19 protein-coding genes and 2 rRNA genes are annotated in these 24,271 nt (G+C 71.4%); 12 read left to right on the forward strand and 9 right to left on the reverse strand.

What is annotated here, in order from left to right:
• Window positions 1-1,028: ribosomal RNA gene (locus ACZ7EC_RS04510) — 23S ribosomal RNA — on the forward strand; the annotation flags it as partial.
• A 75-nt stretch (window positions 1,029-1,103) separates the two neighbouring features.
• Window positions 1,104-1,220 (forward strand): 5S ribosomal RNA (gene rrf / locus ACZ7EC_RS04515).
• 109 nt (window positions 1,221-1,329) lie between these two features.
• On the opposite strand, the gene ACZ7EC_RS04520 is transcribed toward rrf, so the two are convergent.
• From ACZ7EC_RS04520 to ACZ7EC_RS04540, 5 genes are read right to left on the reverse strand one after another with little or no spacing between them, the layout of a single operon-like run.
• The gene (locus ACZ7EC_RS04520) at window positions 1,330-2,640 is read right to left on the reverse strand and encodes a DUF58 domain-containing protein (RefSeq protein ID WP_471057918.1); all 1,311 of its coding nucleotides are present in this window, start codon (window positions 2,638-2,640) and stop codon (window positions 1,330-1,332) included.
• The gene (locus tag ACZ7EC_RS04525; protein ID WP_471057921.1) at window positions 2,640-3,629 is read right to left on the reverse strand and encodes an AAA family ATPase; all 990 of its coding nucleotides are present in this window, start codon (window positions 3,627-3,629) and stop codon (window positions 2,640-2,642) included. Before ACZ7EC_RS04525 ends, ACZ7EC_RS04520 begins: the two co-directional genes overlap by 1 nt.
• Window positions 3,629-4,825: a DUF4350 domain-containing protein gene (locus ACZ7EC_RS04530; protein WP_471057924.1), complete on the reverse strand. Its 1,197-nt coding sequence runs from the start codon at window positions 4,823-4,825 to the stop codon at window positions 3,629-3,631. Before ACZ7EC_RS04530 ends, ACZ7EC_RS04525 begins: the two co-directional genes overlap by 1 nt.
• Complete coding sequence (locus ACZ7EC_RS04535) at window positions 4,822-5,553, reverse strand: DUF4129 domain-containing protein (protein ID WP_471057927.1); 732 nt, start codon at window positions 5,551-5,553, stop codon at window positions 4,822-4,824. The genes ACZ7EC_RS04530 and ACZ7EC_RS04535 overlap by 4 nt, the downstream gene beginning before the upstream one ends.
• 52 nt (window positions 5,554-5,605) lie before the next feature.
• Window positions 5,606-6,949, reverse strand: coding sequence for a DUF7847 domain-containing protein (locus ACZ7EC_RS04540; RefSeq protein WP_471057930.1), 1,344 nt, complete (start codon window positions 6,947-6,949; stop codon window positions 5,606-5,608).
• A 140-nt stretch (window positions 6,950-7,089) separates the two neighbouring features.
• On the opposite strand from ACZ7EC_RS04540, the gene mtnA reads away from it, so the two are divergent.
• From mtnA to ACZ7EC_RS04575, 7 genes are all read left to right on the forward strand, one after another.
• On the forward strand, window positions 7,090-8,232 hold the full coding sequence (gene mtnA / locus ACZ7EC_RS04545; protein ID WP_471057933.1) for an S-methyl-5-thioribose-1-phosphate isomerase: 1,143 nt from the start codon (window positions 7,090-7,092) through the stop codon (window positions 8,230-8,232).
• A 144-nt stretch (window positions 8,233-8,376) separates the two neighbouring features.
• Window positions 8,377-9,066 carry a two-component system response regulator MtrA gene (gene mtrA, locus ACZ7EC_RS04550; RefSeq protein ID WP_469867625.1) on the forward strand — a complete coding sequence of 230 codons (690 nt, stop codon included), beginning with the start codon at window positions 8,377-8,379 and terminating at the stop codon, window positions 9,064-9,066.
• A 1-nt stretch (window position 9,067) separates the two neighbouring features.
• Window positions 9,068-11,185 carry an MtrAB system histidine kinase MtrB gene (mtrB, locus tag ACZ7EC_RS04555; RefSeq protein WP_471057938.1) on the forward strand — a complete coding sequence of 706 codons (2,118 nt, stop codon included), beginning with the start codon at window positions 9,068-9,070 and terminating at the stop codon, window positions 11,183-11,185.
• Entirely contained in the window at window positions 11,175-13,007 is a 1,833-nt protein-coding gene (locus ACZ7EC_RS04560) for an LpqB family beta-propeller domain-containing protein (protein ID WP_471057941.1), read from the forward strand. The genes mtrB and ACZ7EC_RS04560 overlap by 11 nt, the downstream gene beginning before the upstream one ends.
• Window positions 13,008-13,192: 185 nt before the next feature.
• Window positions 13,193-14,062: a ComF family protein gene (locus ACZ7EC_RS04565; RefSeq protein WP_471057944.1), complete on the forward strand. Its 870-nt coding sequence runs from the start codon at window positions 13,193-13,195 to the stop codon at window positions 14,060-14,062.
• Between the two features lie 315 nt (window positions 14,063-14,377).
• The gene (gene hpf / locus ACZ7EC_RS04570) at window positions 14,378-15,070 is read left to right on the forward strand and encodes a ribosome hibernation-promoting factor, HPF/YfiA family (RefSeq protein ID WP_471059703.1); all 693 of its coding nucleotides are present in this window, start codon (window positions 14,378-14,380) and stop codon (window positions 15,068-15,070) included.
• A 206-nt stretch (window positions 15,071-15,276) separates the two neighbouring features.
• Window positions 15,277-16,032: a response regulator gene (locus ACZ7EC_RS04575; RefSeq protein ID WP_471057947.1), complete on the forward strand. Its 756-nt coding sequence runs from the start codon at window positions 15,277-15,279 to the stop codon at window positions 16,030-16,032.
• Between the two features lie 16 nt (window positions 16,033-16,048).
• Here the strand turns inward: ACZ7EC_RS04575 and ACZ7EC_RS04580 are convergent, their stop codons facing one another.
• Both ACZ7EC_RS04580 and ACZ7EC_RS04585 read right to left on the reverse strand, forming a co-directional pair.
• Window positions 16,049-17,224, reverse strand: coding sequence for a winged helix-turn-helix domain-containing protein (locus ACZ7EC_RS04580; protein ID WP_471057950.1), 1,176 nt, complete (start codon window positions 17,222-17,224; stop codon window positions 16,049-16,051).
• A gap of 48 nt (window positions 17,225-17,272) precedes the next feature.
• Window positions 17,273-17,845, reverse strand: a complete 573-nt coding sequence (locus tag ACZ7EC_RS04585) for a GNAT family N-acetyltransferase (protein ID WP_471057953.1) — start codon at window positions 17,843-17,845, stop codon at window positions 17,273-17,275.
• A gap of 251 nt (window positions 17,846-18,096) precedes the next feature.
• Here ACZ7EC_RS04585 and secA point away from each other — a divergent pair, with 251 nt between their 5' ends.
• The gene (gene secA / locus ACZ7EC_RS04590) at window positions 18,097-20,910 is read left to right on the forward strand and encodes a preprotein translocase subunit SecA (RefSeq protein WP_471057956.1); all 2,814 of its coding nucleotides are present in this window, start codon (window positions 18,097-18,099) and stop codon (window positions 20,908-20,910) included.
• Window positions 20,911-21,140: 230 nt separating this feature from the next.
• Here the strand turns inward: secA and ACZ7EC_RS04595 are convergent, their stop codons facing one another.
• On the reverse strand, window positions 21,141-21,626 hold the full coding sequence (locus ACZ7EC_RS04595; protein WP_471057959.1) for an Rv3235 family protein: 486 nt from the start codon (window positions 21,624-21,626) through the stop codon (window positions 21,141-21,143).
• A gap of 289 nt (window positions 21,627-21,915) precedes the next feature.
• Between ACZ7EC_RS04595 and ACZ7EC_RS04600 the strand changes: the two genes are divergently transcribed.
• Both ACZ7EC_RS04600 and ACZ7EC_RS04605 read left to right on the forward strand, forming a co-directional pair.
• A complete protein-coding gene (locus ACZ7EC_RS04600; RefSeq protein WP_471057962.1) occupies window positions 21,916-22,419 on the forward strand; it encodes a DUF6912 family protein in 504 nt (167 codons plus the stop codon).
• 58 nt (window positions 22,420-22,477) lie between these two features.
• Window positions 22,478-23,140, forward strand: a complete 663-nt coding sequence (locus ACZ7EC_RS04605; protein WP_471057964.1) for an HAD family hydrolase — start codon at window positions 22,478-22,480, stop codon at window positions 23,138-23,140.
• 166 nt (window positions 23,141-23,306) lie between these two features.
• Here ACZ7EC_RS04605 and ACZ7EC_RS04610 read toward each other — a convergent pair whose 3' ends face one another.
• Entirely contained in the window at window positions 23,307-23,873 is a 567-nt protein-coding gene (locus ACZ7EC_RS04610; RefSeq protein ID WP_471057966.1) for a DJ-1/PfpI family protein, read from the reverse strand.
• Window positions 23,874-24,271 lie beyond the last annotated feature (398 nt).

Here is a 24,271-nt window from a genome sequence, read left to right on the forward strand (position 1 = left end):
GGCGAAGCTGAGAACTTAAGCGCCAGTAAACGGCGGTGGTAACTATAACCATCCTAAGGTAGCGAAATTCCTTGTCGGGTAAGTTCCGACCTGCACGAATGGCGTAACGACTTCTCGACTGTCTCAACCATAGGCCCGGTGAAATTGCACTACGAGTAAAGATGCTCGTTTCGCGCAGCAGGACGGAAAGACCCCGGGACCTTTACTACAGTTTGATATTGGTGTTCGGTTCGGCTTGTGTAGGATAGCTGGGAGACTGTGAAGTCCATACGCCAGTATGGGTGGAGTCGTCGTTGAAATACCAGTCTGGTCGTGCTGGATGTCTAACCTGGGTCCGTGATCCGGATCAGGGACAGTGTCTGATGGGTAGTTTAACTGGGGCGGTTGCCTCCTAAAGGGTAACGGAGGCGCCCAAAGGTTCCCTCAGCCTGGTTGGTAATCAGGTGTTGAGTGTAAGTGCACAAGGGAGCTTGACTGTGAGACCGACGGGTCGAGCAGGGACGAAAGTCGGGACTAGTGATCCGGCGGTGGCTTGTGGAAGCGCCGTCGCTCAACGGATAAAAGGTACCCCGGGGATAACAGGCTGATCTTCCCCAAGAGTCCATATCGACGGGATGGTTTGGCACCTCGATGTCGGCTCGTCGCATCCTGGGGCTGGAGTCGGTCCCAAGGGTTGGGCTGTTCGCCCATTAAAGCGGTACGCGAGCTGGGTTTAGAACGTCGTGAGACAGTTCGGTCCCTATCCGCTGTGCGCGTAGGAGTCTTGAGAAGGGCTGTCCCTAGTACGAGAGGACCGGGACGGACGAACCTCTGGTGTGCCAGTTGTTCTGCCAAGGGCATGGCTGGTTGGCTACGTTCGGGAGGGATAACCGCTGAAAGCATCTAAGCGGGAAGCCTGCTTCGAGATGAGGACTCCCACCCACTTGATGGGGTAAGGCTCCCAGTAGACGACTGGGTTGATAGGCCGGATCTGGAAGCCAGGTGACTGGTGGAGGTGACCGGTACTAATAGGCCGAGGGCTTGTCCTCAGTTGCTCGCGTCCACTGTGTTGGTTCTGAAACCACGAACAACCAAAGTGCCGGTTGTTGTTTGTTTCATAGTGTTTCGGTGGTTATAGCGTTAGGGAAACGCCCGGTTACATTCCGAACCCGGAAGCTAAGCCTTTCAGCGCCGATGGTACTGCAGGGGGGACCCTGTGGGAGAGTAGGACGCCGCCGAACAATTATTCCGGGGAACCCCCGCACCGTATGGTGCGGGGGTTTTCTGCGTTCAGGGCTAATTAGCCGTGAGTACTGCTGATGCCCCGAAAGGCAGCGAGCCGACGCCCCCTCAGAGTCGGCCCGCCGCCTTGAGAGCCAGATACGCGTCCGCCAGCGCCGGCGCCAGATTCTCCGGGGTCGCGTCGACCACGGTGACACCGTGTCGGCGCAACGTGTCCGCGGTGCGCTGCCGTTCGTTCTGTGCCTGGGCCGCCGCCGCGGCCTCGTACACCGACTCCGCGCTGCCTCGGGCCCTCGCCATCCGGTCGATGTGCGGATCGGCCACCGCCGCGACCAAGACCGTATGGCGGTGCGTGAGCTGAGGGAGTACCGGGAGCAGTCCTTGCTCCACCGGTGCCGCGTCCAGGGTGGTGAGCAGAACGATGAGAGAGCGCCGCGGCGCCGTGCGCAGAGCCATGGAGGTCAGGCCCCGGCTGTCGGTCTCCACGAGCTCCGGTTCGAGCGTGGCCATCGCGTTCACGAGAGAGGGCAGCAACTCGTTCACGGTGCGGCCCTGGACAAGGGCACGCGCCCGGCGGTCGTAGGCGAGGAGGTCGACCCGGTCGCCGGCCCGCGAGGCGAGCGCGGCGAGAAGGAGCGCCGCGTCCATGGCGGCGTCCAGCCGAGGAGCGTTCCCCACCCGGCCGGCCGAGGTGCGGCCGGTGTCCAGGACGAGAAGGACGTGGCGGTCGCGTTCGGGGCGCCAGGTGCGTACGGCGACCGTGGACTGCCGGGCGGTGGCCCGCCAGTCGATCGAACGGGTGTCGTCGCCGGGGACGTACTCGCGGAGGCTGTCGAATTCCGTGCCCTCACCGCGCGTCAAAACGCTTGTACGACCGTCGAGTTCACGCAATCGAGCGAGTTTCGACGGAAGATGCTTTCGGCTCGTGAACGGGGGCAGAACCCGTACAGACCACGGCACCCGATGGGCGCCCTGGCGGGAGTACAGCCCGAGGGGGCCGTAGGAGCGGATCGTCACACGGTCGGCCTCGCGGTCGCCTCGGCGGGTGGGACGCAGTCGGGTGGTCACCCTCCTGCGCTCGCCCGAAGGCACGGTCACCTGGTGCCGGGACGACTCGACCTCCGTCCCGTTCAGCCAGCTGCTGGGCGGCCAGCCGTCGCGCAGCCTGGCCCGCAGCGTGCGGCGGGACGGGTTGGCGATCGTGAGCGTGACATCGGCGCCCTCGCCGAGCCGGGCGGTGGTGTCCCCGGAGCGGCTCAGGGCCAGGCGTCGTACGGGCGCGGCCAGCGCGAAGTCGCAGGCACAGGCCAGGGCCAGCGGACCGTTGACCGCGAGGATGCCGGTCCAGCCGGGCTCCAGGATGCCGACCGGGATGGAGCCGAGAGCCGCGAGCAGGGCGGCGCGTCCGGTGAGCGCCATCAGCGGGGAACCGGCACGTGGGCGAGGACCGCGTTGATGACCGAGTCGGCCGTCACGCCTTCCATCTCCGCCTCGGGGCGCAGGTGGACGCGGTGGCGCAGGGTCGGCAGGGCGAGCGCCTTGACGTCGTCCGGGATGACGTAATCCCGGCCGGTCAGCCAGGCCCAGGCACGAGCGGTGGACAGCAGGGCCGTGGCCCCACGGGGAGACACGCCCATGGTGAGGGAAGGGGATTCGCGGGTGGCACGGCAGACATCGACGACATAGGCCGTGATCTCGGGGGAGACGGTCGTCCTGGCGACCGCGGCACGGGCCGCCTCGAGGTCGGCGGGGCCGGCGACGGGACGTATGCCCGCGGCGCGCAGATCACGGGGGTCGAAGCCCGAGGCGTGGCGGGTGAGGACGTCGATCTCGTTCTCGCGGGAAGGCAGCGGGATCGTCAGCTTGAGCAGGAACCGGTCCAGCTGGGCCTCGGGGAGGGGGTAGGTGCCCTCGTACTCGACCGGGTTCTGCGTGGCCGCGACGAGGAACGGCTCGGGGAGCGGGCGGGGCGTGCCGTCGACCGTGACCTGGCGTTCCTCCATGGCTTCGAGCAGGGAGGACTGGGTCTTGGGCGGGGTGCGGTTGATCTCGTCCGCGAGCAGGAGGTTGGTGAAGACCGGGCCGGGCTGGAAGGAGAACTCGGCGGAGCGGGTGTCGTAGACGAGGGAGCCGGTGACATCGCTCGGCATCAGATCGGGGGTGAACTGGACACGCTTGGTGCCGAGTTCAAGGGCGGACGCGAGGGCGCGCACGAGCAGCGTCTTGGCGACTCCGGGGACGCCTTCGAGAAGGACATGCCCGCGGCACAGGAGGGCGACGACGAGTCCGGTCACGGCGGGGTCCTGGCCGACCACGGCTTTGGCGATCTCGGAGCGCAGGGCCTCCAGGGAGGCGCGGGGGTCCCCCGCGGCCTCGGCCAGCCCGGCGTTGTCAGTGGTCGGGTCCATCATGAACGGCGTACCTCTCTTTCGAGGGCGTCGAGTTGGTCGGTCAGAGCGATCAGGGCCGCGTCGTCGCCGGGCGGCGGCCCGAAGACCAGGGAGCGCAGATCCTGTCCGTCGCCGGTGAGATGGGCGGACAGCGCGGGGAGCAGGGCCTCGGGCGTGTGCGCCTGGGCGACGGGCACCCCGACGAGCGGGGCGAGCCGGGTGCGGGCGGCGGAGCGCAGCGCGGCGGCGGCGCGGTCGCGGGCGTTGGCCTTGCGGTAGAGGCGGGCGCGGCCTTCGTCGGTCTCGGAGGCGCGGATCGCGACGGGGAGTCGTTCGGGCACCAGCGGCCCGAAGCGGCGGCCCCGCCAGACGGCGGCGAGCACGGCCGCGATGAACAGCTGGAGGGTGGCCCACGGCCAGCCCGAGGGGATCAGGTCGAAGAAGCTCTTGCGGTCGCTGTCGGCGGCGGGGGCGTCGGACAGCGAGGGGAGGTACCAGACCAGATGGGGCCGCGAGCCGAGGAGTTGCAGGGCGAGCGAGGCGTTGCCGTGCTTGTCGAGGCGGTTGTTGCAGAGGATGTCGGGCGCGCCGAGCACGACGGTGTCGCCCCCGGCGGCGGCCGGGACACGCAGCAGGGTGGCGAGCCGTGCGCTGGGGTAGCAGGAGTCGGCGTCGAGCCGGGTGGTGGTGTAGCGGACGCCGCCGGTGTCGGCGGTGCCCGCGCGCCGGGCCTCGGGCAGGGCGCAGTCGGGGGGCAGGGTGGAGCCGAGGCTGTCGGCGGGGTCCGCGTTGACTCCGGGGGCGAGCCGGCCGACGGACCAGCCGCTCGCGGCGACGAGGACGGTGCGTCCGCCGGAGGGCGCGGTCGCCCGGTGCAGTTCGCGCTGCTGGCCGCTGCTGAGCCGGTCGGGGACGGCGATCAGGAGGGTGGTGTCGGGGCCGGCGGCGGCGCGGGCGGCGCGCAGGGTGGTGACCACGCGCGTGGTGACCCCGCGGTCGGCCAGCAACTGGGCGACGGCGCGGCTGCCGTAGGGGTCGGCGGAGCGCGGGTCCAGCTCGCCGTGCCGCTCCGCGGAGCGCACGGCGGCGATGGCGACGCCCGCCACCAGGAGCAGTACGACAGCGAGGGTGACGCCCCGCGTCCTGGTCCACACCGTGCGGGCCGTGGGCGCGGTGGAGGTGGCGGCGATCGGCGGCGCGGCCTCGGTGGTCACCCGGCCCCCTGGCTGGTGCTGCGGGCCGTGGTGGCCATGCTGTCGGCGTGGGCGGGCCTGGTGCGTTCCAGGTCGCGGTCGAGTTCGGCGAGGCGCTGGTACGACTGCTCGCTCGCGGCGCGTCCGCCGTATGTCACGTCGTCGAACTCCCGTGCCGCGGCGTGCAGTCGGGCGGTGTGTGCGGGCAGGGCGCGGCCGGCCTCGGCGGCGGCCTCGTCGGCGGTGCGGCCCGGCCGGATGTCGAGCACGGTGCGCTCCTCCAGGGAGCGGACGACGGCGCGCATGCGCTCCTGGACGGCCTGGCTCCAGTGGCCCTGGGCCGCGTGCGCCTCGGCGGTCGCGCGGTGTTGGGCGGCGCTGCGCGGCCCGTCGTCGAACAGGACGGAGGTGGAGCGGGCCGGGCCCCGGCGGGGGGTGCCCAGGCGCCACCACAGGGCGCCCAGGACGGCGAGGACGAAGAGGATCACGACCAGCAGGCCGACCGCGCCGCCGGGGGTCGGTCCGGCGACGCTGCCGAACAGGTCGTCGAGCCAGTTCCATAACGCCTTCAGGGCGCGCTCGAACAGGCCGGGATCGTTCTCGTGGTACATCCGCTTGGCCAGTTCGCGCCGGGCCGCCTCGCGGGCGGGGTCGCGCGGCATGGTCACCGGCGGTCCGTCGCCCGGTCCGGCGGCCGTGCGGACGGACGTGCCCGAGGCGCGCAGCAGGCCGTGTACGACTGTCGCCACGGCGCCGGGCGGGCCGGGCGCCGTGAACGGTCCCCCCGTCGAGAACACCCGGTCAGCTCCCCGGAACGGGGCCGGGGGCGCCGACCGGAGCGCCCTGGACACCGGCGGCGCGGGCCAGTTCGAGGTCGAGGCCCTCGCGCCGGATGCGCTGGTCGATGTAGAGGAACACGGTGACGCAGGCGGAGATCGGCAGGGTGATGGTGGTGCCGATCACCGCACCGATGCCGACGATCACCAGGAAGGTCCAGCTGAGGTGGCCGCCGTTCTGGCCCAGCATCCCGGCCAGACCGTCGTTGCCCGCGATCAGGGCGATGATGGTGAAGGGGACCGAGATCACCACCCTGACGAGGGCGACGATGAGCCCGGCGAGCAGCTGGATGCCGAGGATGCGCCACCAGGAGCCCTGCACCAGCTTCGTGGAGCGGCGCAGGGAGTGCACGATGCCCTGCTTCTCCAGCATCAGCGCGGGCGCGGCCAGGGAGAAGCGCACCGACAGCCACACGAGTACGACCATGCCGGCGAGGAAACCGAGGACCAGGAGCGCGATTCCGGCGCCCCGGCTGCCGCTCAGGAAGCCGATGACGCCGGGGATCGAGGCGGCCAGCATGGTTCCGATGCCCATGAGGGCCAGCAGGAGCAGCTGCCCGAGCAGCTTCCACAGCTGCGGGCGGGCCTCCCGCCAGGCTTCGCCGAGGGTGGCCGGGCGGCCGAGAACCGCGCGGCTGGTGACGCTCGTCAGCATCGCCGTGGCGATGAGGGTGCCGATCACGGTGATCAGACCCAGGACCATGGAGCTGAGGAAGGACTCGCCCATGACGCGAAGCGCCTCGGTGGGCGTGGCGGCCGGGTCGCTGAGGGAGGACTGGACGCTCATGTCGTTCAGGAAGAAGCCCTGCACGAGGACCGTGGTGATCTGCGTGACCAGTGCGAGCGCCAGGGATATGCCGAGGACCGTGCGCCAGTAGGTGCGCAGGGTGGAGACGGCGCCGTCGAGGATCTCGCCGACGCCGAGCGGGCGCAGCGGGATGACGCCGGGCTTGGCTGCGGGCGGTGGGCCGCCCCAGCCCCCGCCCCAGACTCCGTAACCGCCGGGAGCGCCGTAACCGCCGTGGCCAGGGGGGCCTCCGTAGCCGCCGGGCGCGCCGGGACCGGTGCCGCCCCAGCCGGGGCCGGGCGGCGGGGTCTGGCCCGGAGCGCCGGTGGGCACGGACCACTGGCCGGGTGGCGGCTGCTGGCCGGACCACTGCGCGCCTGGGCCCTGCGGCTGCGGGCCCGGCTGCGGCGCGGGTGCGCCGGAGTCGTCTCCGGGCCGGTCGGCGGTGTCGGACGCGCCGGGTTCCCGTCCCTCGGGCGTCGGGTCGGATCCGGGCGAGGCCCAGCCCGGAGTGTCTGTCATCGGAGCTCCTTCTCGGTGCCCGTCCGCGGTCGCGGCGGCAGGTTGGTGCACATCGTGCCATGGCGTGGTCAAGCCGGGTCCGGGCGAGGTGCGAGCCCGATGTCTTCAGTTGCCCGCGGTGTCCGGGGCAGACTGACCGCATGGCTGATCAGCAGGCACGAAGCGGCGGGGACGAACGGCCGTCCGGAATACCGACGATCCGATGGGAGGAACCACCCGAAGGTCCTGTACTGGTCCTTCTCGATCAGACGCGACTTCCCGTGGAGGAGGTCGAGCTGGTGTGCACGGACGCGGCGGCGCTGGTGGAGGCGATCCGTTCGCTCGCCGTGCGCGGGGCACCGGTGCTCGGGATCGCGGGGGCGTACGGCGTCGCCCTCGCTGCCGCGCGGGGCTTCGACGTGTCCGAGGCGGCGCGCTCCATCGAGGAGGCGCGGCCCACCGCGGTGAACCTGTCCGTCGGTGTGCGCCGGGCGCGGTCCGCGCACGAGGCCGAGCTGGCCCGCAGCGGCGACCCGGCCGCCGCGGCCGAGGCGGCGCTGGCCGCGGCGCGGACGCTGCACCGGCAGGACGCCGAGGCCAGCGCCCGGATGGCGGCCCACGGCCTGGCGCTGCTGGACGAGCTGCTGCCCGGTGGCGGGCACCGGCTTCTCACCCACTGCAACACCGGGGCGCTGGTCTCGGGCGGTGAGGGCACGGCCTTCGCGGTGGCGCTCGCGGCGCACCGCGTGGGGCGGCTGCGGCGGCTGTGGGTGGACGAGACACGTCCGCTTCTCCAGGGCGCGCGCCTGACGGCGTACGAGGCGGCCCGCAACGGCATGGCGTACACGCTGCTCACCGACAACGCGGCGGGTTCGCTGTTCGCGGCGGGCGAGGTGGACGCGGTGCTGATCGGGGCCGACCGGATCGCGGCGGACGGCTCGGTGGCGAACAAGGTGGGCAGCTATCCGCTCGCCGTGCTCGCACGCCACCACGGGGTGCCGTTCATCGTGGTGGCGCCAATGACCACGATCGACCCGGACACCCTGGACGGCGCGTCCATCGAGGTCGAGCAGCGTCCCGGCTTCGAGGTGACCGAGGTGATGGCGCCGCAGGTGCAGATGACCGGGCCCGGCGGCGGGATCCCGGTGGCGCCGCTGGGGACGCAGGCGTACAACCCGGCGTTCGATGTGACGCCGCCCGAGCTGGTGACGGCGATCGTCACCGAGGAAGGGGTCGTCACGCCCGTGTCGGAAGAGGCGCTCGCCGGCGTGTGCAAGCGGGCCCGCGAGGCGGCGACCGGCTGATCGGAGCGCGGCGCCGGACGCGGGTCCGGCGCCGCAGCGCGCCCCGTGAGACGGCCGGGGGCAGACAGTGACGGCTCCGTACGACTATCGTCACAGGCCAGTGAGCTGCCTCACCTGCACCTCTGTCGTCGTTACGAGAATGGGATGATGTCGTTTATGAAGGGACGAGTCCTTGTCGTCGACGACGACACCGCACTGGCCGAGATGCTCGGCATCGTGCTGCGTGGTGAAGGTTTTGAGCCGTCTTTCGTAGCCGACGGCGACAAGGCGCTGGCGGCGTTCCGTGAGAACAAGCCCGATCTGGTGCTGCTCGACCTGATGCTGCCCGGACGGGACGGCATCGAGGTGTGCCGGCTGATCCGGGCCGAGTCGGGTGTGCCGATCGTGATGCTCACGGCCAAGAGCGACACCGTGGACGTCGTGGTGGGCCTGGAGTCGGGTGCGGACGACTACATCGTCAAGCCGTTCAAGCCGAAGGAACTGGTGGCGCGGATCCGGGCTCGGCTGCGGCGCTCCGAGGAGCCGGCGCCCGAGCAGCTGACCATCGGTGACCTGGTCATCGATGTGGCCGGGCACTCGGTGAAGCGGGACGGGCAGTCGATCGCGCTGACCCCGCTGGAGTTCGACCTGCTGGTCGCGCTCGCCCGCAAGCCCTGGCAGGTCTTCACCCGCGAGGTGCTGCTCGAGCAGGTGTGGGGCTACCGCCACGCCGCCGACACCCGCCTGGTCAACGTGCATGTCCAGCGGCTGCGTTCCAAGGTCGAGAAGGACCCGGAGCGGCCGGAGATCGTGGTGACCGTCCGTGGTGTCGGTTACAAGGCCGGACCGAGCTGACATGTCAGAGGACAGTGCCGTTTCGGGGTCCGGCATGCCCGGAGAACGTCCGAAGCGGCCTGTCGGCCGGACGGCGGCGGGTACCCGCTGGAGGCGCCTCTTCGAGGGCGGACTGCTCCAGGGCGGGGTGCAGGGCAGCCCGGTCCTGCGGTTGTTCCTGCGCTGGGTGCGCCGGCCGCTGCTGCCGGTGATGCGGCTGTGGCGGCGCAACATCCAGCTCAGGGTCGTCGCGACCACCTTGCTGATGTCGCTGGGCGTCGTCCTGCTGCTCGGCTTCGTCGTGATCGGGCAGGTGCGCAACGGCCTGCTGGACGCGAAGGTGCGCGCCTCGCAGAGCCAGGCCACGGGCGGCTTCGCGGTGGCCAAGCAGCGCGCCGACGAGGCGGCGGGCACCAACGGCGCGGGCACCGGCACCGCGCCGGGCACCGCCGACGGCAGCACGGACGGCACCGACGGCGCGGACGGCCGGCCCACGCAGAACGTCATCCAGTGGATGAGCGACCTCGTGGAGTCGCTGTCCAGCGGTGGCGCGGGCGCCTTCGACGTGGTGACGCTGCCGGTCGGCGACGACAGCGGCGGCGGCCGCAGCCCGCGCGGGTCCGGCAACGTCAACCCGACCTCCAGCGTCCCGGCCGACCTGCGCCAGCGGGTCAACAGCGGCACGACGGCCGCCCAGAGCTACACCCGGATCGTCTACTCCAGCGGCAAGGACTCGCAGCCCGCGCTGGTTATCGGCAAACAGGTGAACGACCCGAACGGGCGACCGTACGAGCTGTACTACCTCTTCCCGCTCACCCAGGAGGAGAAGTCCCTCAGCCTGGTCAAGGGCACCCTGGCGACCGCCGGGCTGTTCGTCGTCGTCCTGCTCGGTGCCATCGCCTGGCTGGTGGTGCGGCAGGTCGTCACGCCGGTGCGGATGGCCGCCGGCATCGCCGAGCGGCTGTCCGCCGGCCGGCTCCAGGAGCGGATGAAGGTCACCGGTGAGGACGACATCGCCCGGCTGGGCGAGGCGTTCAACAAGATGGCGCAGAACCTCCAGGGCAAGATCCAGCAGTTGGAGGACCTCTCGCGGATGCAGCGCCGGTTCGTCTCGGACGTCTCGCACGAACTGCGCACCCCGCTGACGACGGTCCGGATGGCCGCCGACGTCATCCACGAGGCGCGCGAGGACTTCGACCCGGTGACCGCGCGCTCCGCCGAGTTGCTCGCCGACCAGCTGGACCGGTTCGAGTCGCTGCTCGCCGACCTGCTGGAGATCAGCCGCTTCGACGCGGGCGCCGCGGCCCTGGAGGCCGAGCCGATCGACCTCAGGGAGGTCGTGCGGCGCGTCGTCGGCGGCGCCGAGCCGCTCGCCGAGCGCAAGGGCACCCGCATCCGGGTGGTCGGCGACCAGCAGCCCGTGGTCGCCGAGGCCGACGCCCGACGGGTGGAGCGGGTCCTGCGCAATCTCGTCGTCAATGCCGTCGAGCACGGCGAGGGCAAGGACGTCATCGTCAAGCTGGCCGCCGCGGGCGGCGCGGTCGCCGTCGCGGTGCGCGACTACGGCGTCGGGCTCAAGCCGGGCGAGGCGACCCGCGTGTTCAGCCGCTTCTGGCGGGCCGACCCGGCCCGCGCCCGCACCACCGGGGGCACCGGCCTCGGACTGTCGATCGCCCTGGAGGACGCGCGGCTGCACGGCGGCTGGCTCCAGGCATGGGGCGAGCCCGGCGGCGGTTCGCAGTTCCGGCTGACCCTGCCCAGGACCGCGGACGAGCCGCTGCGGGGTTCGCCGATACCGCTGGAGCCCAAGGACTCGCGCCGTAAGCGGCGCCCCGACGACTCCGGGACGCCCCGCGCGGAGAAGCGGGCGACCGTGCCGGCGCAGCAGGGCGGCGGTCGTGCGTCCGCGCTGCCCCCGCGCGCCCCCGTCGCGCCCACCGCCGACCCGACCGCCCTGCCCGGCAACGGCAACGGCACGCGGGTCGTGCCCCGGCCCACGGGGTCCGTGCGGCACCCGGAGGAGCGGCCGGCCGCGGATCCGGGAGGGGACGCCGGGGCGGTACGACCGGAATCCGACCGGTGGGAGACGGCGCGGCCGGAGGATTCGACCGATGCAGGGGAGGCATTTCGTGGGCGCTGACCGCGAGGGGGGCGCCCGGCGCAAGCCGTGGCGCGCGGCGGCGTACACCGCCTTGGGGGTCGTTCTGCTGGCCGGGTGTGCCTCCATGCCCGACAGCGGTGATCTGCGGGACGTGGAGTCCACTCCCCGGCAGGACACCGGGGTACGGGTCTTCGCCATGCCGCCCGCCGAGGACGCTCCGCCCGGTGAGATCATGCAGGGCTTCCTGGAGGCGCTGACCAGCGACGACCCGGCATACGACACGGCCCGCAAATACCTGTCGAACGACGCGGCGCGCACCTGGCGGCCGGAGAGTTCGACCACGGTCCTCGCGAACGGGCCGAGCATCGAGACCGACTGCCGTGCGGGCGGCCGGGAGACGGCGGACAGCATCACCTGCGTGCTGACCGGCGCCCGCGTCGCCACGGTCGACAACGAGCAGGCGTACGCGCCCGCGGCCGGCACCTACCGCAAGAAGGTCCATCTGTCCCGTGACGGCAAGTCAGGGCAGTGGCGCATCGACGAGCTGCCCAACGGTGTGGTCATGGGCAAGTCGGATTTCCAGCGCAACTACACGTCCGTCGACAAGTACTACTTCGCCTCGGGTGCGTCGGCCGGGTCTGCCGGGGAGCCGGTGGCGGTCGCCGATCCGGTGTTCGTGCGCAGCAAGGTCGACGCGATGACGCAGATGGTCCGCTCGGTGCTGGGCAGGCCGTCCGCGTGGCTCCGCCCGGTGGTGCGTTCCAGCTTCCCGACCGGTACGACCCTCCAGGAGGGCGTGTCCGGGCTGGCGCCGGACGACCAGAACCGGCTGACGGTGCCCCTGGATCTCAAGGGTGTGCGCGTCTCGGCGTCCAAGTGCACCGAGATGGCCACGCAGTTGCTGTTCACGCTGCGGAACCTGGCGCCGACCCTGGAGTCCGTCGCGTTGCAGGGCACCGGCGGCCACCGGCTGTGCGATCTGACCGAGGAGCGCGCCGAGTCCGCCGCCTGGCACGGCTCCTCCAAGCGGCCCGAATACCTGTACTACGTCGATGGCAGGCACCGGCTGGTGCGGATGCCGACCGGGAGCACCGGCACCGGGTCCGTGCAGGTGCCGGGCGCGCTCGGCGAGGGCGACAAGACGCTCCAGTCGGTGGCGGTGTCGCGGGACGAGCACAGCGTGGCCGCGGTCGACGACTACGGCGCGTCGCTGCGCGTGACGTCGCTGGCCCTGGACAGTTCGCTCGGCGACGCGCTGGTCACCAGCAAGGGCCCGGCCCCCGCCGACCGGCTGACCACGCCGAGTTGGGACGCCCGCGGCGACCTGTGGGTGGCCGACCGCGACCCGCGGGCCACGGCCCTGTACGTGGTGGAGCACGGCACCGCGAGGGCGCGGAAGGTCACCGTCCCGGACCTGCCCGGCCGGATCAGGGACGCCCGCGTGGCCGCCGATGGCGTGCGGGTCGCGCTGGTCGTGGAGAAGGACGGCAAGCAGTCCCTGATGATCGGCCGGATCGAGCGCGAGGAGGGGACCGGTGAGGCGCCCTCGGTGGTCGGACTCCGTTCCGCGGCGCCCGACTTGGAGCAGGTCAGCGCCATGACGTGGGCCGGGGACAGCAGGCTGCTGGTGGTCGGTCAGGAGCAGGGCGGCGTACAGCAGATGCGCTACGTCCAGGTCGACGGCGCCACCCTCGACGGTCCGGCGCCCGGCGCCCTGCCCGGAGTGAAGGCGATCGCCGCGTCCGAGGACGACCGGGTACCGCTGGTGGCGTACTCCGACGACGGGATCGTCCGGATGCCGACGGGGGCGCAGTGGCAGAAGGTGGACAAGGACGGTACGGCGCCGGTCTATCCGGGCTGACGGCCGACCGTCCGGGCCGGCGTGCCCGGACGACGGGGCTCGACGAGGCCGGAAGAGTCTCGCCGAGGCGGAACGAGCCTGGCCGGGGACGCTGACAACGGCCTGACCAAGCCCCGTGCGAGTTATCCACAGGCCGTTGTCCACAGGGGTGGTGGGCCGACTCCGGCCTTGGCACAGTGGTGGTCATGCGGGGGTGGTGGCGGGACCTCACCGACCTGGTGCTGCCGACCGACTGCGCGGGCTGCGGAGCACCTCGTACGCCGCTCTGCGCGCGCTGCCGGACCGCGCTGGCCGGGAATGCGCCCCGGCGGGTGCGGCCGCTGCCGGAGCCACCGGGACTGCCGGCGGTGTACGCGTCGGCTCCGTACGCGCAGGCGGTGCGCGCGCTGCTGCTGGCGCACAAGGAGCGGGGCGCGCTCACGCTCACGGGAGTGCTGGGCGCGGCCTTGGCGGGGGCCGTGCGGGCGGCCCTCGACGCGCCGGCCGGGGACGGTGCGCCGACGGTCGGCGTCCGTGGGACCGGCGCTGTGGGGCCCGTCGTGCTCGTGCCCGTGCCCTCCGCGCGATGGGCCGTGCGGGCGCGGGGGCACGATCCGGTGCGGCGGATGGCGCTCGCGGCCGCCGGTGAGCTGCGGCGCACCGGGACACCGGCTCGGGTGGCGGCGGTACTGCGCCAGCGCAGAGCCGTGGCGGACCAGGCGGGACTGGACGCGCGGCGGCGCCTGGCCAACCTCGCCGGCGCGCTGGAGGTGACGGCGGGCGGGGACCGGCTGCTCGCCGGGGGCCGGGTCGTGCTGGTCGACGATCTCGTCACCACCGGCGCGAGTCTCGCGGAGGCGGCGCGGGCCCTGCGAATCGGCGAGTCGCGGGCTGTGTACGAGAACGCAAGTCGGGAAGGAAGGGAAGAACGAACCACCGGGAGGCGGTCGGAGACGGAGAAGCGGAAGTGGGTGCACGGTGCAGCGAAAAGAACGGCGGCAAGCGCCTTCGGGCCGCCGTTGCACGCGGCCGTGATCGCCGCGCCCGCAGATTCTTTCGAAATAAACAGGAACTGACCGCCGACCTGCATCGTTGCAGGTAGTGACAGGGTTAATTCACCTGAATGGAGGTACGCCGCAGTAGAGGGTGACGACATCCGTCCGGGCGAGATATGTTCGGTTGTGAGGAAAGAGGCGCAGGCCACACCTCTCATATCCGAATGCCGTGCTGCGGGTTTTCCGGCAATCACCCGCACCGGTGGGGTGGAGAACGCGCCCTTGGGGGAGGAGGAGGTGGACGTCACCGAGTCCGAGGTCCGGTGCTCACCGGACCTGGTGCAAAAGGGAGATGCTCCGCCGAAGCAGCGGAGCGATCCGGGAACGGAGTTCTGCGTGGACATCGTCGTCAAAGGCCGCAAGACCGAGGTGCCCGAGCGGTTCCGCAAGCACGTGGCCGAGAAGCTGAAGCTGGAGAAGATCCAGAAGCTCGATGGCAAGGTGATCAGCCTCGACGTCGAGGTGTCCAAGGAGCCCAACCCTCGGCAGGCCGACCGCTGCGACCGGGTGGAGATCACGCTCCGCTCGCGGGGCCCGGTGATCCGTGCGGAGGCCGCGGCCAGCGACCCGTACGCGGCACTCGACATGGCGGCGGAAAAGCTGGACGCGCGCCTGCGCAAGCAGCACGACAAGCGGTTCTCGCGCCGTGGCTCACGGCGGATCTCGGCGGCGGAGGTCCCCGACCACGTTCCGGGCGCGGCGACGCTCAACGGAAACGGCGTCCCGGTGGGGGAGGACGAGACGGACGGAGTGCCGACCACGAAGATCGGCCCGCTCGAGGTCAAGGGCGAAGGCCCCCTCGTGGTCCGCGAGAAGACCCATGTCGCCTCCCCGATGAGCCTGGACCAGGCCCTGTACGAGATGGAACTGGTCGGCCATGACTTCTACTTGTTCGTCGACTCCGAGACGAAGGAGCCGAGCGTCGTCTACCGGCGCCACGCCTACGATTACGGCGTGATCCACCTCAGCACGGACCCGATGGTCGCCGAGGCGCAGCCCCCAGCGGCAGGGGGCACGCTGGGCGGCTGACCGTCCGGGGCCGGAGCCGGACCGGTGCCCCTGGAGCGCGTGTGCGCCCCCAGGGGCACCAGTGTGCGACCACTTCGCGCCGCGTGCGGCGCCCCGGTGCGGTTCCGGCATGAAATCATGAGCGCAAGGGCCCAACCGGTGGGCCGCTGCCTTGGGTTGGCGATGGCACGGGACCACACAGGCCACAGCCTTCAGGGGGAGGAACGATGGCGGACACCTTCGGACCGATGCGGGGCGAGGCGGCCGACGACACCGACGACGGTGTACTCGGCGGGTGCCCCGGAGAGGGTTCCTCGGGCGAGGAACCGATCAGGGTCCTGGTGGTGGACGACCACGCGCTCTTTCGGCGCGGCCTGGAGATCGTGCTGGCGGCCGAGGAGGACATCCAGGTCGTCGGCGAGGCGGGAGACGGCGCCGAGGCCGTCGACAAGGCGGCGGATCTGCTGCCCGACATCGTGCTGATGGACGTCCGGATGCCCCGGCGCGGGGGCATCGAGGCATGCACCTCCATCAAGGAGGTCGCGCCCAGCGCGAAGATCATCATGCTGACGATCAGCGACGAGGAGGCCGACCTCTACGACGCGATCAAGGCGGGCGCCACCGGATATCTGCTCAAGGAGATCTCCACCGACGAGGTGGCCACCGCCATTCGCGCGGTCGCCGACGGGCAGTCGCAGATCAGCCCGTCCATGGCGTCGAAACTCCTCACCGAGTTCAAGTCGATGATCCAGCGCACCGACGAGCGCCGGCTGGTGCCCGCGCCCCGGCTCACCGACCGTGAACTGGAAGTCCTCAAACTCGTCGCCACGGGGATGAACAACCGGGACATCGCCAAGGAGTTGTTCATCTCCGAGAACACCGTGAAGAACCACGTCCGCAACATCCTGGAGAAACTCCAGCTGCACTCCCGGATGGAGGCCGTGGTCTACGCGATGCGGGAGAAGATCCTGGAGATCCGCTAGCCGTCGGCACCGCTCCTCAGTCCAGGGCGCGGGCGAGTTCGGCGGTGAGGGGTCCGCGCAGGGCGGGGTCGTCCACGCGTTCGACCCGGATGTTCGTGCACTTCACCCAGGTGGCGGCCTCCAGCAGCGCCTGGGCGACCGCCGGGACCGCCTTGGCGCCGTCCAGGGTGACCTGCCGGGCCACCAGGGTGCGGCCCTCCCGCGCCGGGTCGACACGCCCGACGAGGCGGCCGCCCGCGAGCACCGGCATCGCGAAGTAGCCGTACACCCGCTTGGGCTTGGGGGTGTACGCCTCCAGGCGGTGGGTGAAGCCGAAGATCCGCTCCGTGCGCGCCCGCTCCCAGATCAGCGAGTCGAAGGGCGAGAGCAGGGTGGTGCGGTGGCGGCCGCGCGGCTGGGTCGCCAGGGCCGCCGGGTCCGCCCAGGCCGGCCTGCCCCAGCCCTCGACCTCGACCGGCACCAGACCCGAGTCCGCGAGCACCGCGTCCACCTGCTCGCCCTTCAGCCGGTGATAGTCGGCGATGTCCGCGCGGGTGCCCACACCCAGGGACTCGCCGGCCAGCCGGACCAGGCGGCGCAGGCACTCGGCGTCGTCCAGCTCGTCGTGCAGCAGCGCGGCGGGGACGGCGCGCTCGGCGAGGTCGTACACCCGTTTCCAGCCGCGGCGTTCGACGCACACCACCTCGCCGTACATCAGTGCCCGTTCGACCGCGACCTTGGTGCCGGACCAGTCCCACCACTCGCTGGTCCGCTTCGCGCCGCCCAGTTCGGTCGCGGTCAGCGGGCCCTCGGTGCGCAGCTGCTTGACGACCTGTTCGTAAACCCCCTCGGGGAGTTCGTGGTTCCAGTGCGGGCGGTCGCGGTAGGCGCGGCGGCGGAAGGCGAAGTGCGGCCACTCCTCGATGGGCAGCAGGCAGGCGGCGTGCGACCAGTACTCGAAGGCGTGTGCGTCCTTCCAGTAGGCGTCCTCAACCGTGGTGCGGCCGACGGCGCCGAGGCGGGCGTACGGCACCAGTTCGTGTGAACGGGCGAGGACGGAGATGGTGTCGAGCTGGACCGCGCCGAGGTGGCGCAGCACCCCGCGCACCCCGGCCCGCCGGTCGGGCGCGCCGAGCAGACCCTGGGCCCGCAGGGCGATACGGCGGGCGTCGTCCGCGGTGAGCGTGGTGGTCGGGCGCGGCAGGGTCGTCATGCCACGGACGATAGACGGCGGCACTGACAACCCGTCCCGAGCTGCGGTTTACCGACCGGGCTCCGGCAGATAGGGGGCGGTGGACGGCAGACCGAGGTCCGCGGGGAGCAGGGAGGCGATCCAGCAATCCCGGCGCACCCCCTTGTTGGCGAGGGCGCAGCGCAGGGTGCCCTCCAGGGTGAAGCCCGCGCGTTCGGCGACCCCGCGCGAGCCGTGGTTGCCGACCTCGGCACGCCACTCGACCCGGTCGACGCCCAGGTCGGTGAAGATCCAGCGGCAGGCGGCGAGCACGGCCTCCGTGACATGGCCGCGACCGCGGTGCTCCTTGACGGCCCAGAAGCCGACCTCGGCCGTGGCCGGGCCGCGCATCGACAGGCCGAGCATGCCGGCCAGCTCCCCGCCGGGGAGGAAGATCCCCCAGGTGAACATCGAATCCTGCGCCCAGCCGTCCGGGACCGTCTCGTGCGTGAAGCCGCGCGCGTGCTCGGGCAGGTAAGGGGAGGGGATCGGGGTCCAGCGCTGGATGTCGGGGTCCTGCGCGGCCTCGTACACGGCTTCGGTGTCGGCCGGTCCGACGGCGCGCAGGTGGAGACGGCCGGTGGTGAGTGTGACGGGTTCCATCGGGCGATTCTGCTCGGCCCGAGCCGCGCGGGCCATCGATTTCCGCGATCCGTGAGCGCGCGATCACAATTCGCATAAATCCCCGCGCCGATGCGGCACTATCCGCATATCCCGTCCGTTGTCCCTGTGAAGCAGCGGCCGGGACACCAGGCACTCCCGGCGCGGCGGGGTCCTCGCATACGATGGCCGTTGCTCAGTACGTCATGGAAAACCGACCGTCCCAGGCCCGACCGGCAAGGAGACCAGCCCCCGTGTCCGTCCTCTCGAAGATCATGCGTGCAGGCGAAGGCAAGATCCTGCGCAAGCTGCACCGCATCGCGGACCAGGTCAACTCCATCGAAGAGGACTTCGTCGACCTCTCCGACGCCGAGCTGCGGGCCCTCACCGAGGAGTACAAGCAGCGGTACGCCGATGGTGAGAGCCTGGACGACCTGCTGCCCGAGGCGTTCGCCACCGTCCGCGAGGCCGCCAAGCGCGTCCTCGGCCAGCGTCACTACGACGTGCAGATGATGGGCGGCGCCGCGCTGCACCTCGGCTATGTGGCCGAGATGAAGACGGGTGAGGGCAAGACCCTCGTCGGCACCCTGCCCGCGTACCTGAACGCACTGTCCGGCGACGGCGTCCACATCGTCACGGTCAACGACTACCTGGCCGAGCGCGACTCCGAGATGATGGGCCGCGTCCACAAGTTCCTGGGTCTCGACGTCGGCGTCATCCTCGCCAACATGACGCCGGCCCAGCGCCGCGAGCAGTACGCGTGCGACATCACCTACGGCACCAACAACGAGTTCGGCTTCGACTACCTGCGCGACAACATGGCGTGGTCGAAGGACGAACTGGTGCAGCGCGGCCACAACTTCGCCATCGTGGACGAGGTCGACTCCATCCTCGTGGACGAGGCCCGTACGCCGCTGATCATCTCGGGCCCGGCCGACCAGGCCACCAAGTGGTACGGCGACTTCGCCAAGCTCGTCCTGCGCCTGAAGAAGGGCGAGGCCGGCAACCCGCTCAAGGGCGTCGAGGAAACCGGCGACTACGACGTGGACGAGAAGAAGCGCACCGTCGCCATCCACGAGTCCGGTGTCGCCAAGGTCGAGGACTGGCTGGGCATCGACAACCTCTACGAGTCGGTGAACACCCCGCTCGTCGGCTACCTGAACAACGCCATCAAGGCGAAGGAACTGTTCAAGAAGGACAAGGACTACGTCGTCATCGACGGCGAGGTCATGATCGTCGACGAGCACACCGGCCGTATCCTCGCCGGCCGCCGTTACAACGAGGGCATGCACCAGGCGATCGAGGCGAAGGAAGGGGTGGACATCAAGGACGAGAACCAGACCCTCGCCACCATCACCCTCCAGAACTTCTTCCGCCTCTACAACAAGCTCTCCGGCATGACCGGTACGGCGATGACCGAGGCCGCCGAGTTCCACCAGATCTACAAGCTCGGCGTGGTCCCCATCCCGACCAACAAGCCGATGGTCCGCAAGGACCAGTCGGACCTGATCTACCGCACCGAGGTGGCCAAGTTCGAGGCGGTCGTCGACGACATCGCCGAGAAGCACGAGAAGGGCCAGCCGATCCTCGTCGGCACCACGTCGGTCGAGAAGTCCGAGTACCTCTCGCAGCAGCTCAGCAAGCGCGGCATCCAGCACGAGGTACTGAACGCCAAGCACCACGAGCGTGAGGCGTCGATCGTCGCCCAGGCCGGCCGCAAGGGCGCCGTGACGGTCGCCACCAACATGGCCGGCCGCGGTACCGACATCAAGCTCGGCGGCAACCCCGAGGACCTCGCCGAGGCGGAGCTGCGCCAGCGCGGCCTCGACCCGGAGGAGCACATCGAGGAGTGGGCCGCGGCGCTGCCCGCCGCCCTGGAGAAGGCCGAGCAGGCCGTCAAGGCGGAGAAGGAGGAGGTCGAGGCGCTCGGCGGTCTCTACGTCCTCGGCACCGAGCGGCACGAGTCGCGGCGCATCGACAACCAGCTGCGCGGCCGTTCCGGCCGGCAGGGCGACCCCGGCGAGTCCCGCTTCTACCTCTCCCTCGGCGACGACCTGATGCGCCTGTTCAAGGCCCAGATGGTCGAGCGCGTGATGTCCATGGCGAACGTGCCGGACGACGTGCCGATCGAGAACAAGATGGTCACCCGCGCCATCGCCTCCGCGCAGTCCCAGGTCGAGCAGCAGAACTTCGAGACGCGTAAGAACGTCCTGAAGTACGACGAGGTGCTCAACCGGCAGCGCGAGGTCATCTACGGCGAGCGCCGGCGCGTGCTGGAGGGCGAGGACCTGCACGAGCAGATCCAGCACTTCATGGACGACACGATCGACGCGTACGTCGCCGCGGAGACCGCCGAGGGCTTCCCCGAGGACTGGGACCTGGAGCGGCTGTGGGGCGCCTTCCGGCAGCTCTACCCGGTGAAGGTCACCGTCGAGGAGCTGGAGGAGGCGGCCGGCGACCGCGCCGGTCTGACCGCCGAGTTCATCTCGGAGTCCATCAAGGAGGACATCCACCAGCAGTACGAGGCCCGCGAGACGCAGCTCGGCTCCGAGATCATGCGTGAGCTGGAGCGGCGGGTCGTGCTGTCGGTCCTCGACCGCAAGTGGCGCGAGCACCTCTACGAGATGGACTACCTCCAGGAGGGCATCGGCCTGCGCGCGATGGCGCAGAAGGACCCGCTGGTCGAGTACCAGCGCGAGGGCTTCGACATGTTCACCGCGATGATGGAGGGCATCAAGGAGGAGTCCGTCGGCTACCTGTTCAACCTGGAGGTCCAGGTCGAGCAGCAGGTCGAGGAGGTGCCGGTCGAGGAGGCCGAGCCGGTCGGCGAGGGTGCCGAGGATGCGGTGCCGGCGCAGGCGGGTGCGGGCCGTCCGGAGATCCGCGCCAAGGGTCTCGATGTTCCGCAGCGCCGGGATCTGCACTTCTCCGCGCCGACGGTGGACGGTGAGGGCGGCATCGTCGAGCGCGACCTGGAGGACGACGGCCCGGTGCGGTCGGAGTCGGACGGGCTGACGCGGGCGGAGCGGCGCAAGCAGGCGAAGGGCGGGCGGCGTCGCAAGAAGTGACACGCACTCCGTGAGGGGGCCGGGCTCTTTCGAGCCCGGCCCCCTTTGCGTCGCCGTTCTTTCCGGTGGGCCTGTGTCCAGTGGGGCCCCGCGCCGGCGCCGGCCGGGGGGGGGCCGCCTCACCGGCGCCGGCGGGTGCCGCCGCGCCCACTCGTGCCGCTCCGGCGGCACGACTGCCCGCAGCTACGGCGGCGGCAGCGCCCTGGAGGGGCGGGAGCGCCCCCTCGCGGCTATGGCGCTGGGCGCGGGCCCGTCTCCACGGCGGTGCAGCGCCAGCGGAGATCGGGGCCCAGTTCGAGGCGGAAGGCGAGGGCGCGGAGCTGGCTGCCCGCGGCGACGCGGGCGAAGACCTCCAGGGCGCCCTCCCCGGCGACGTAGTAGCCGATGTCGCGGACCACCGGGCGGGTGCCGCGGGCGCGCAGGGGGCCGCGGGCGGCGAGGCGGGCCAGGTCGTCGTAGGCGCGGCCCGCGGTGTGGCGGAGCATCCAGTGGACCGGGCGCTGACCGCTGAGGACGGCCAGCAGGCGGTCCGCGAAGACGTCGGTGGGGCGAGGGGGCCCGGCGGGCGTCCCAGCGGCCGAGCGGGCCGGGCGGGTGGCCGTACGGCCGTCGGCGGACGCACGGCGCGGCCCCGCGCCGGGGCGGCGGGTGTCGCGGCGGGTCGGCGGGCGGTGCCGGGGGCGGGAGTCAGGGGTGCGGCTCATGACCTTGTTCATGGGGGTCCCCGTTCGACGGCCCGGTGCATACCGGGCGGTAACCAAGTGGTGGGGATCTTGTACGGGGCCGGGGACCGCGCGGCAAGGACGCGGCCGGTGGTGGCGAGGGGCCGAGACGATTCACCCTCCGGGGGGATGGACAGAGGGGTGAGCCCCGAAATCATGCGGGTGCACCGGGTGAAGAACGACGTGTTGTGCTGACGTTTTCGGGGTCTGGGCAGGGACTCGAAAGGGGACAGCCGCACGTATCCTGAAGGCCCTTTGGAACGACCAGGAAAGAGCGGCGAGCATGCGCGTCTACGTCCCCCTGACCCTCCCCGCCCTTGCCGCGGCGCACCGGACGGGTGAGCTGGGGACCGGTTCCTTCGCCGGCTACGCCGTGACGCCCGCCCTGCGCGCCTGGTACCGCTCCGACGACGTCGAGGAGCTGGAGTACGCCGCGCTCGGCCGGGCCGCGCTGGCCTCCCTGCGGCTGCTCGCGGCCGACGGGGACGCGCCGCGGCGCCGGGTCGTGGTGGCCGTGGACGTGTCCGACGGCGCGGTCGTGGCCGCGTCCGACAGCGGGGCCGAGCCGGGCGAGGTGACCGTGAAGGCGACGGTGCCGCTCGCGAAGGCGGCGGCGGTCCACGCCGACGGCGACGACGCCGAGCCGGACGTGACCGCGGCGGCGCGGGCGATGGCGGCGGCGGACGACGGGGACGAGGAGGCGGGGTCCGCCGTGGACCAGGCCGAGGACCACGAGCTGCTGTGGTTCGCCACGCAGGAGATCCCCGGCCTCCTCGGGCGGGGCTGACCAGGCAGGACCGGCCGTCCCGGCGGGATTGTCAGTGGGGGCGGGTACGGTCTTGGGCATGGGGAAGCACGCGCACATCGTCTGGGACTGGAACGGCACGCTGTTCCATGACAACGAGGCGATCATCGAGGCCACCAACGCGGCCTTCGCGGAGCTGGGCCTGGCGCCGATCACGCTGGAGCAGTACCGGGCGTTGTACTGCGTGCCGGTGCCGAAGTTCTACGAGCGGCTGATGGGGCGGCTGCCGAGCGAGGCGGAGTGGCAGCTGATGGACGGGATATTCCATCAGCGCTACACGGAGCGGCGGGCGCGGTGCACGCTCACCGACGGGGCGGCGGAGTTGCTGCGGGGGTGGCGTACGGCGGGGCACAGCCAGTCGCTGCTGAGCATGTACGGACACGAGGACCTGGTGCCGCTCGTGCGGGGTTTCGGGATCGAGGAGCACTTCGTGCGCGTCGACGGGCGGACGGGGCCGTCCGGCGGGAGCAAGGCGGAGCACATGGTGCGGCATCTGTCGCGGCTCGCGGGGACGGCGGAGCCGGGGCGGACGGTGGTGATCGGGGACGCGGCGGACGACGCGGTCGCGGCGAGGCACGTGGGGGCACAGGCGGTGCTGTACACCGGGGGGTCGCACAGCAGGGCCAGTCTGGAGGGGGTCGGCGTCCCGGTGGTGGACACGCTGGCGGAGGCGGTGGAGATGGCGCAGCGAATAGCCGTGTGACCGGGCCGGCGCCCCGAAGGAGCGCGGGGGACCGCGCGAGCGACCACGACGGACCCGCGGCCGGATGACGGCGGAACGACGGCCGGAAGGCGACCGAGGGACGACCGGAGGAGGACCGGATGGGAGCCCGAAAGACGGCCGGAAGTCGCCCCCCGCGGCGGCGGGCTCAGTTCACCGGTGCCTTCGCCCGGAGCACCTTGAGGAACTCCCGCATCCAGGCGGGGTGATCCGGCCACGCCCGTGCCGAGACCAGCGTGCCGTCCGTCACCGTCTCCGCGTCCTGGAAGCTGGCGCCGGCGGCCTGCATGTCGGGTTCCAGGGCCGGGTAGGCCGTGACGCGGCGCCCGCGCAGGGTGTCGATCGCCGCGGTGAGCAGCGGACCGTGGCAGATCTGGGCGACCGGCTTGTCCGCGTCGAAGAAGGCCTTGAGGATCTTGCGCAGTTCGGGGTCGTTGCGCAGATACTCCGGGGCCCGGCCGCCGGGGATCACGAGAGCGGCGTACGCACCGGGCTCCACCTCGGCGAAGGACAGGTCGGCGGGCCAGGTGTAACCGGGCTTCTCGGTGTACGTGTCGTAGCCGGGCTCGAAGTCGTGCACCACGAAGCGGAGCGTCTTGCGGGAGGGAGCCGCGATGTCGACGTCGTAGCCCTCCTCGCGCAGCCGCTGGTAGGGGTACATGACCTCCAGGGACTCCGCGGCGTCGCCGGTGACGATGAGGATCTTCGCGGGCATGTCGGCGCTCCTCCGGGACGGACGGGGACGGGTTCCCCGGCAACTCCTGGGCCGTACAGCTCTCAGGGTGCGGCGCGGGACGCCGGGCCGCTACCCCACCCCGGCCCCCGCGTGGCCGAATCCGGTTACGCCACTCGGGTGGCGCCGGGCGCTGTGCAGAACGTCAAAGTTCGACCCCCTGTTTTGTACACATACGGCTCATGACGGTTCCGGGGTGCGGGGCGATAGCCTTGTGGCGTGATCAGCGCGATAGCTCGCGGGAGCGATCAGGCTCCCGCCCTGCGCCCGGCTTGCACGGAGGACCTCCGTGACCGGGCGGCGGTCGCTGGTCCTCGCGGGCGGGACGGGGGCGCCGCTGCCCCCAGGACGCCAAGGCCGGCCCGGAACGCGACGGTGCC

The sequence above is a fragment of the Streptomyces sp. NPDC037203 genome (assembly GCF_055605065.1).

Excerpts from the sequence above, each read along its gene's own strand:
- ACZ7EC_RS04520 (WP_471057918.1), bottom strand. The coding sequence starts at position 2,640 with ATGGCGCTCACCGGACGCGCCGCCCTGCTCGCGGCTCTCGGCTCCATC.
- ACZ7EC_RS04525 (WP_471057921.1), bottom strand. The coding sequence starts at position 3,629 with ATGGACCCGACCACTGACAACGCCGGGCTGGCCGAGGCCGCGGGGGAC.
- ACZ7EC_RS04540 (WP_471057930.1), bottom strand. The coding sequence starts at position 6,949 with ATGACAGACACTCCGGGCTGGGCCTCGCCCGGATCCGACCCGACGCCC.
- mtnA (WP_471057933.1), top strand. The coding sequence starts at position 7,090 with ATGGCTGATCAGCAGGCACGAAGCGGCGGGGACGAACGGCCGTCCGGA.
- mtrA (WP_469867625.1), top strand. The coding sequence starts at position 8,377 with ATGATGTCGTTTATGAAGGGACGAGTCCTTGTCGTCGACGACGACACC.
- mtrB (WP_471057938.1), top strand. The coding sequence starts at position 9,068 with ATGTCAGAGGACAGTGCCGTTTCGGGGTCCGGCATGCCCGGAGAACGT.
- ACZ7EC_RS04565 (WP_471057944.1), top strand. The coding sequence starts at position 13,193 with ATGCGGGGGTGGTGGCGGGACCTCACCGACCTGGTGCTGCCGACCGAC.
- ACZ7EC_RS04575 (WP_471057947.1), top strand. The coding sequence starts at position 15,277 with ATGGCGGACACCTTCGGACCGATGCGGGGCGAGGCGGCCGACGACACC.
- ACZ7EC_RS04580 (WP_471057950.1), bottom strand. The coding sequence starts at position 17,224 with ATGACGACCCTGCCGCGCCCGACCACCACGCTCACCGCGGACGACGCC.
- ACZ7EC_RS04585 (WP_471057953.1), bottom strand. The coding sequence starts at position 17,845 with ATGGAACCCGTCACACTCACCACCGGCCGTCTCCACCTGCGCGCCGTC.
- ACZ7EC_RS04595 (WP_471057959.1), bottom strand. The coding sequence starts at position 21,626 with ATGAACAAGGTCATGAGCCGCACCCCTGACTCCCGCCCCCGGCACCGC.
- ACZ7EC_RS04600 (WP_471057962.1), top strand. The coding sequence starts at position 21,916 with ATGCGCGTCTACGTCCCCCTGACCCTCCCCGCCCTTGCCGCGGCGCAC.
- ACZ7EC_RS04605 (WP_471057964.1), top strand. The coding sequence starts at position 22,478 with ATGGGGAAGCACGCGCACATCGTCTGGGACTGGAACGGCACGCTGTTC.
- ACZ7EC_RS04610 (WP_471057966.1), bottom strand. The coding sequence starts at position 23,873 with ATGCCCGCGAAGATCCTCATCGTCACCGGCGACGCCGCGGAGTCCCTG.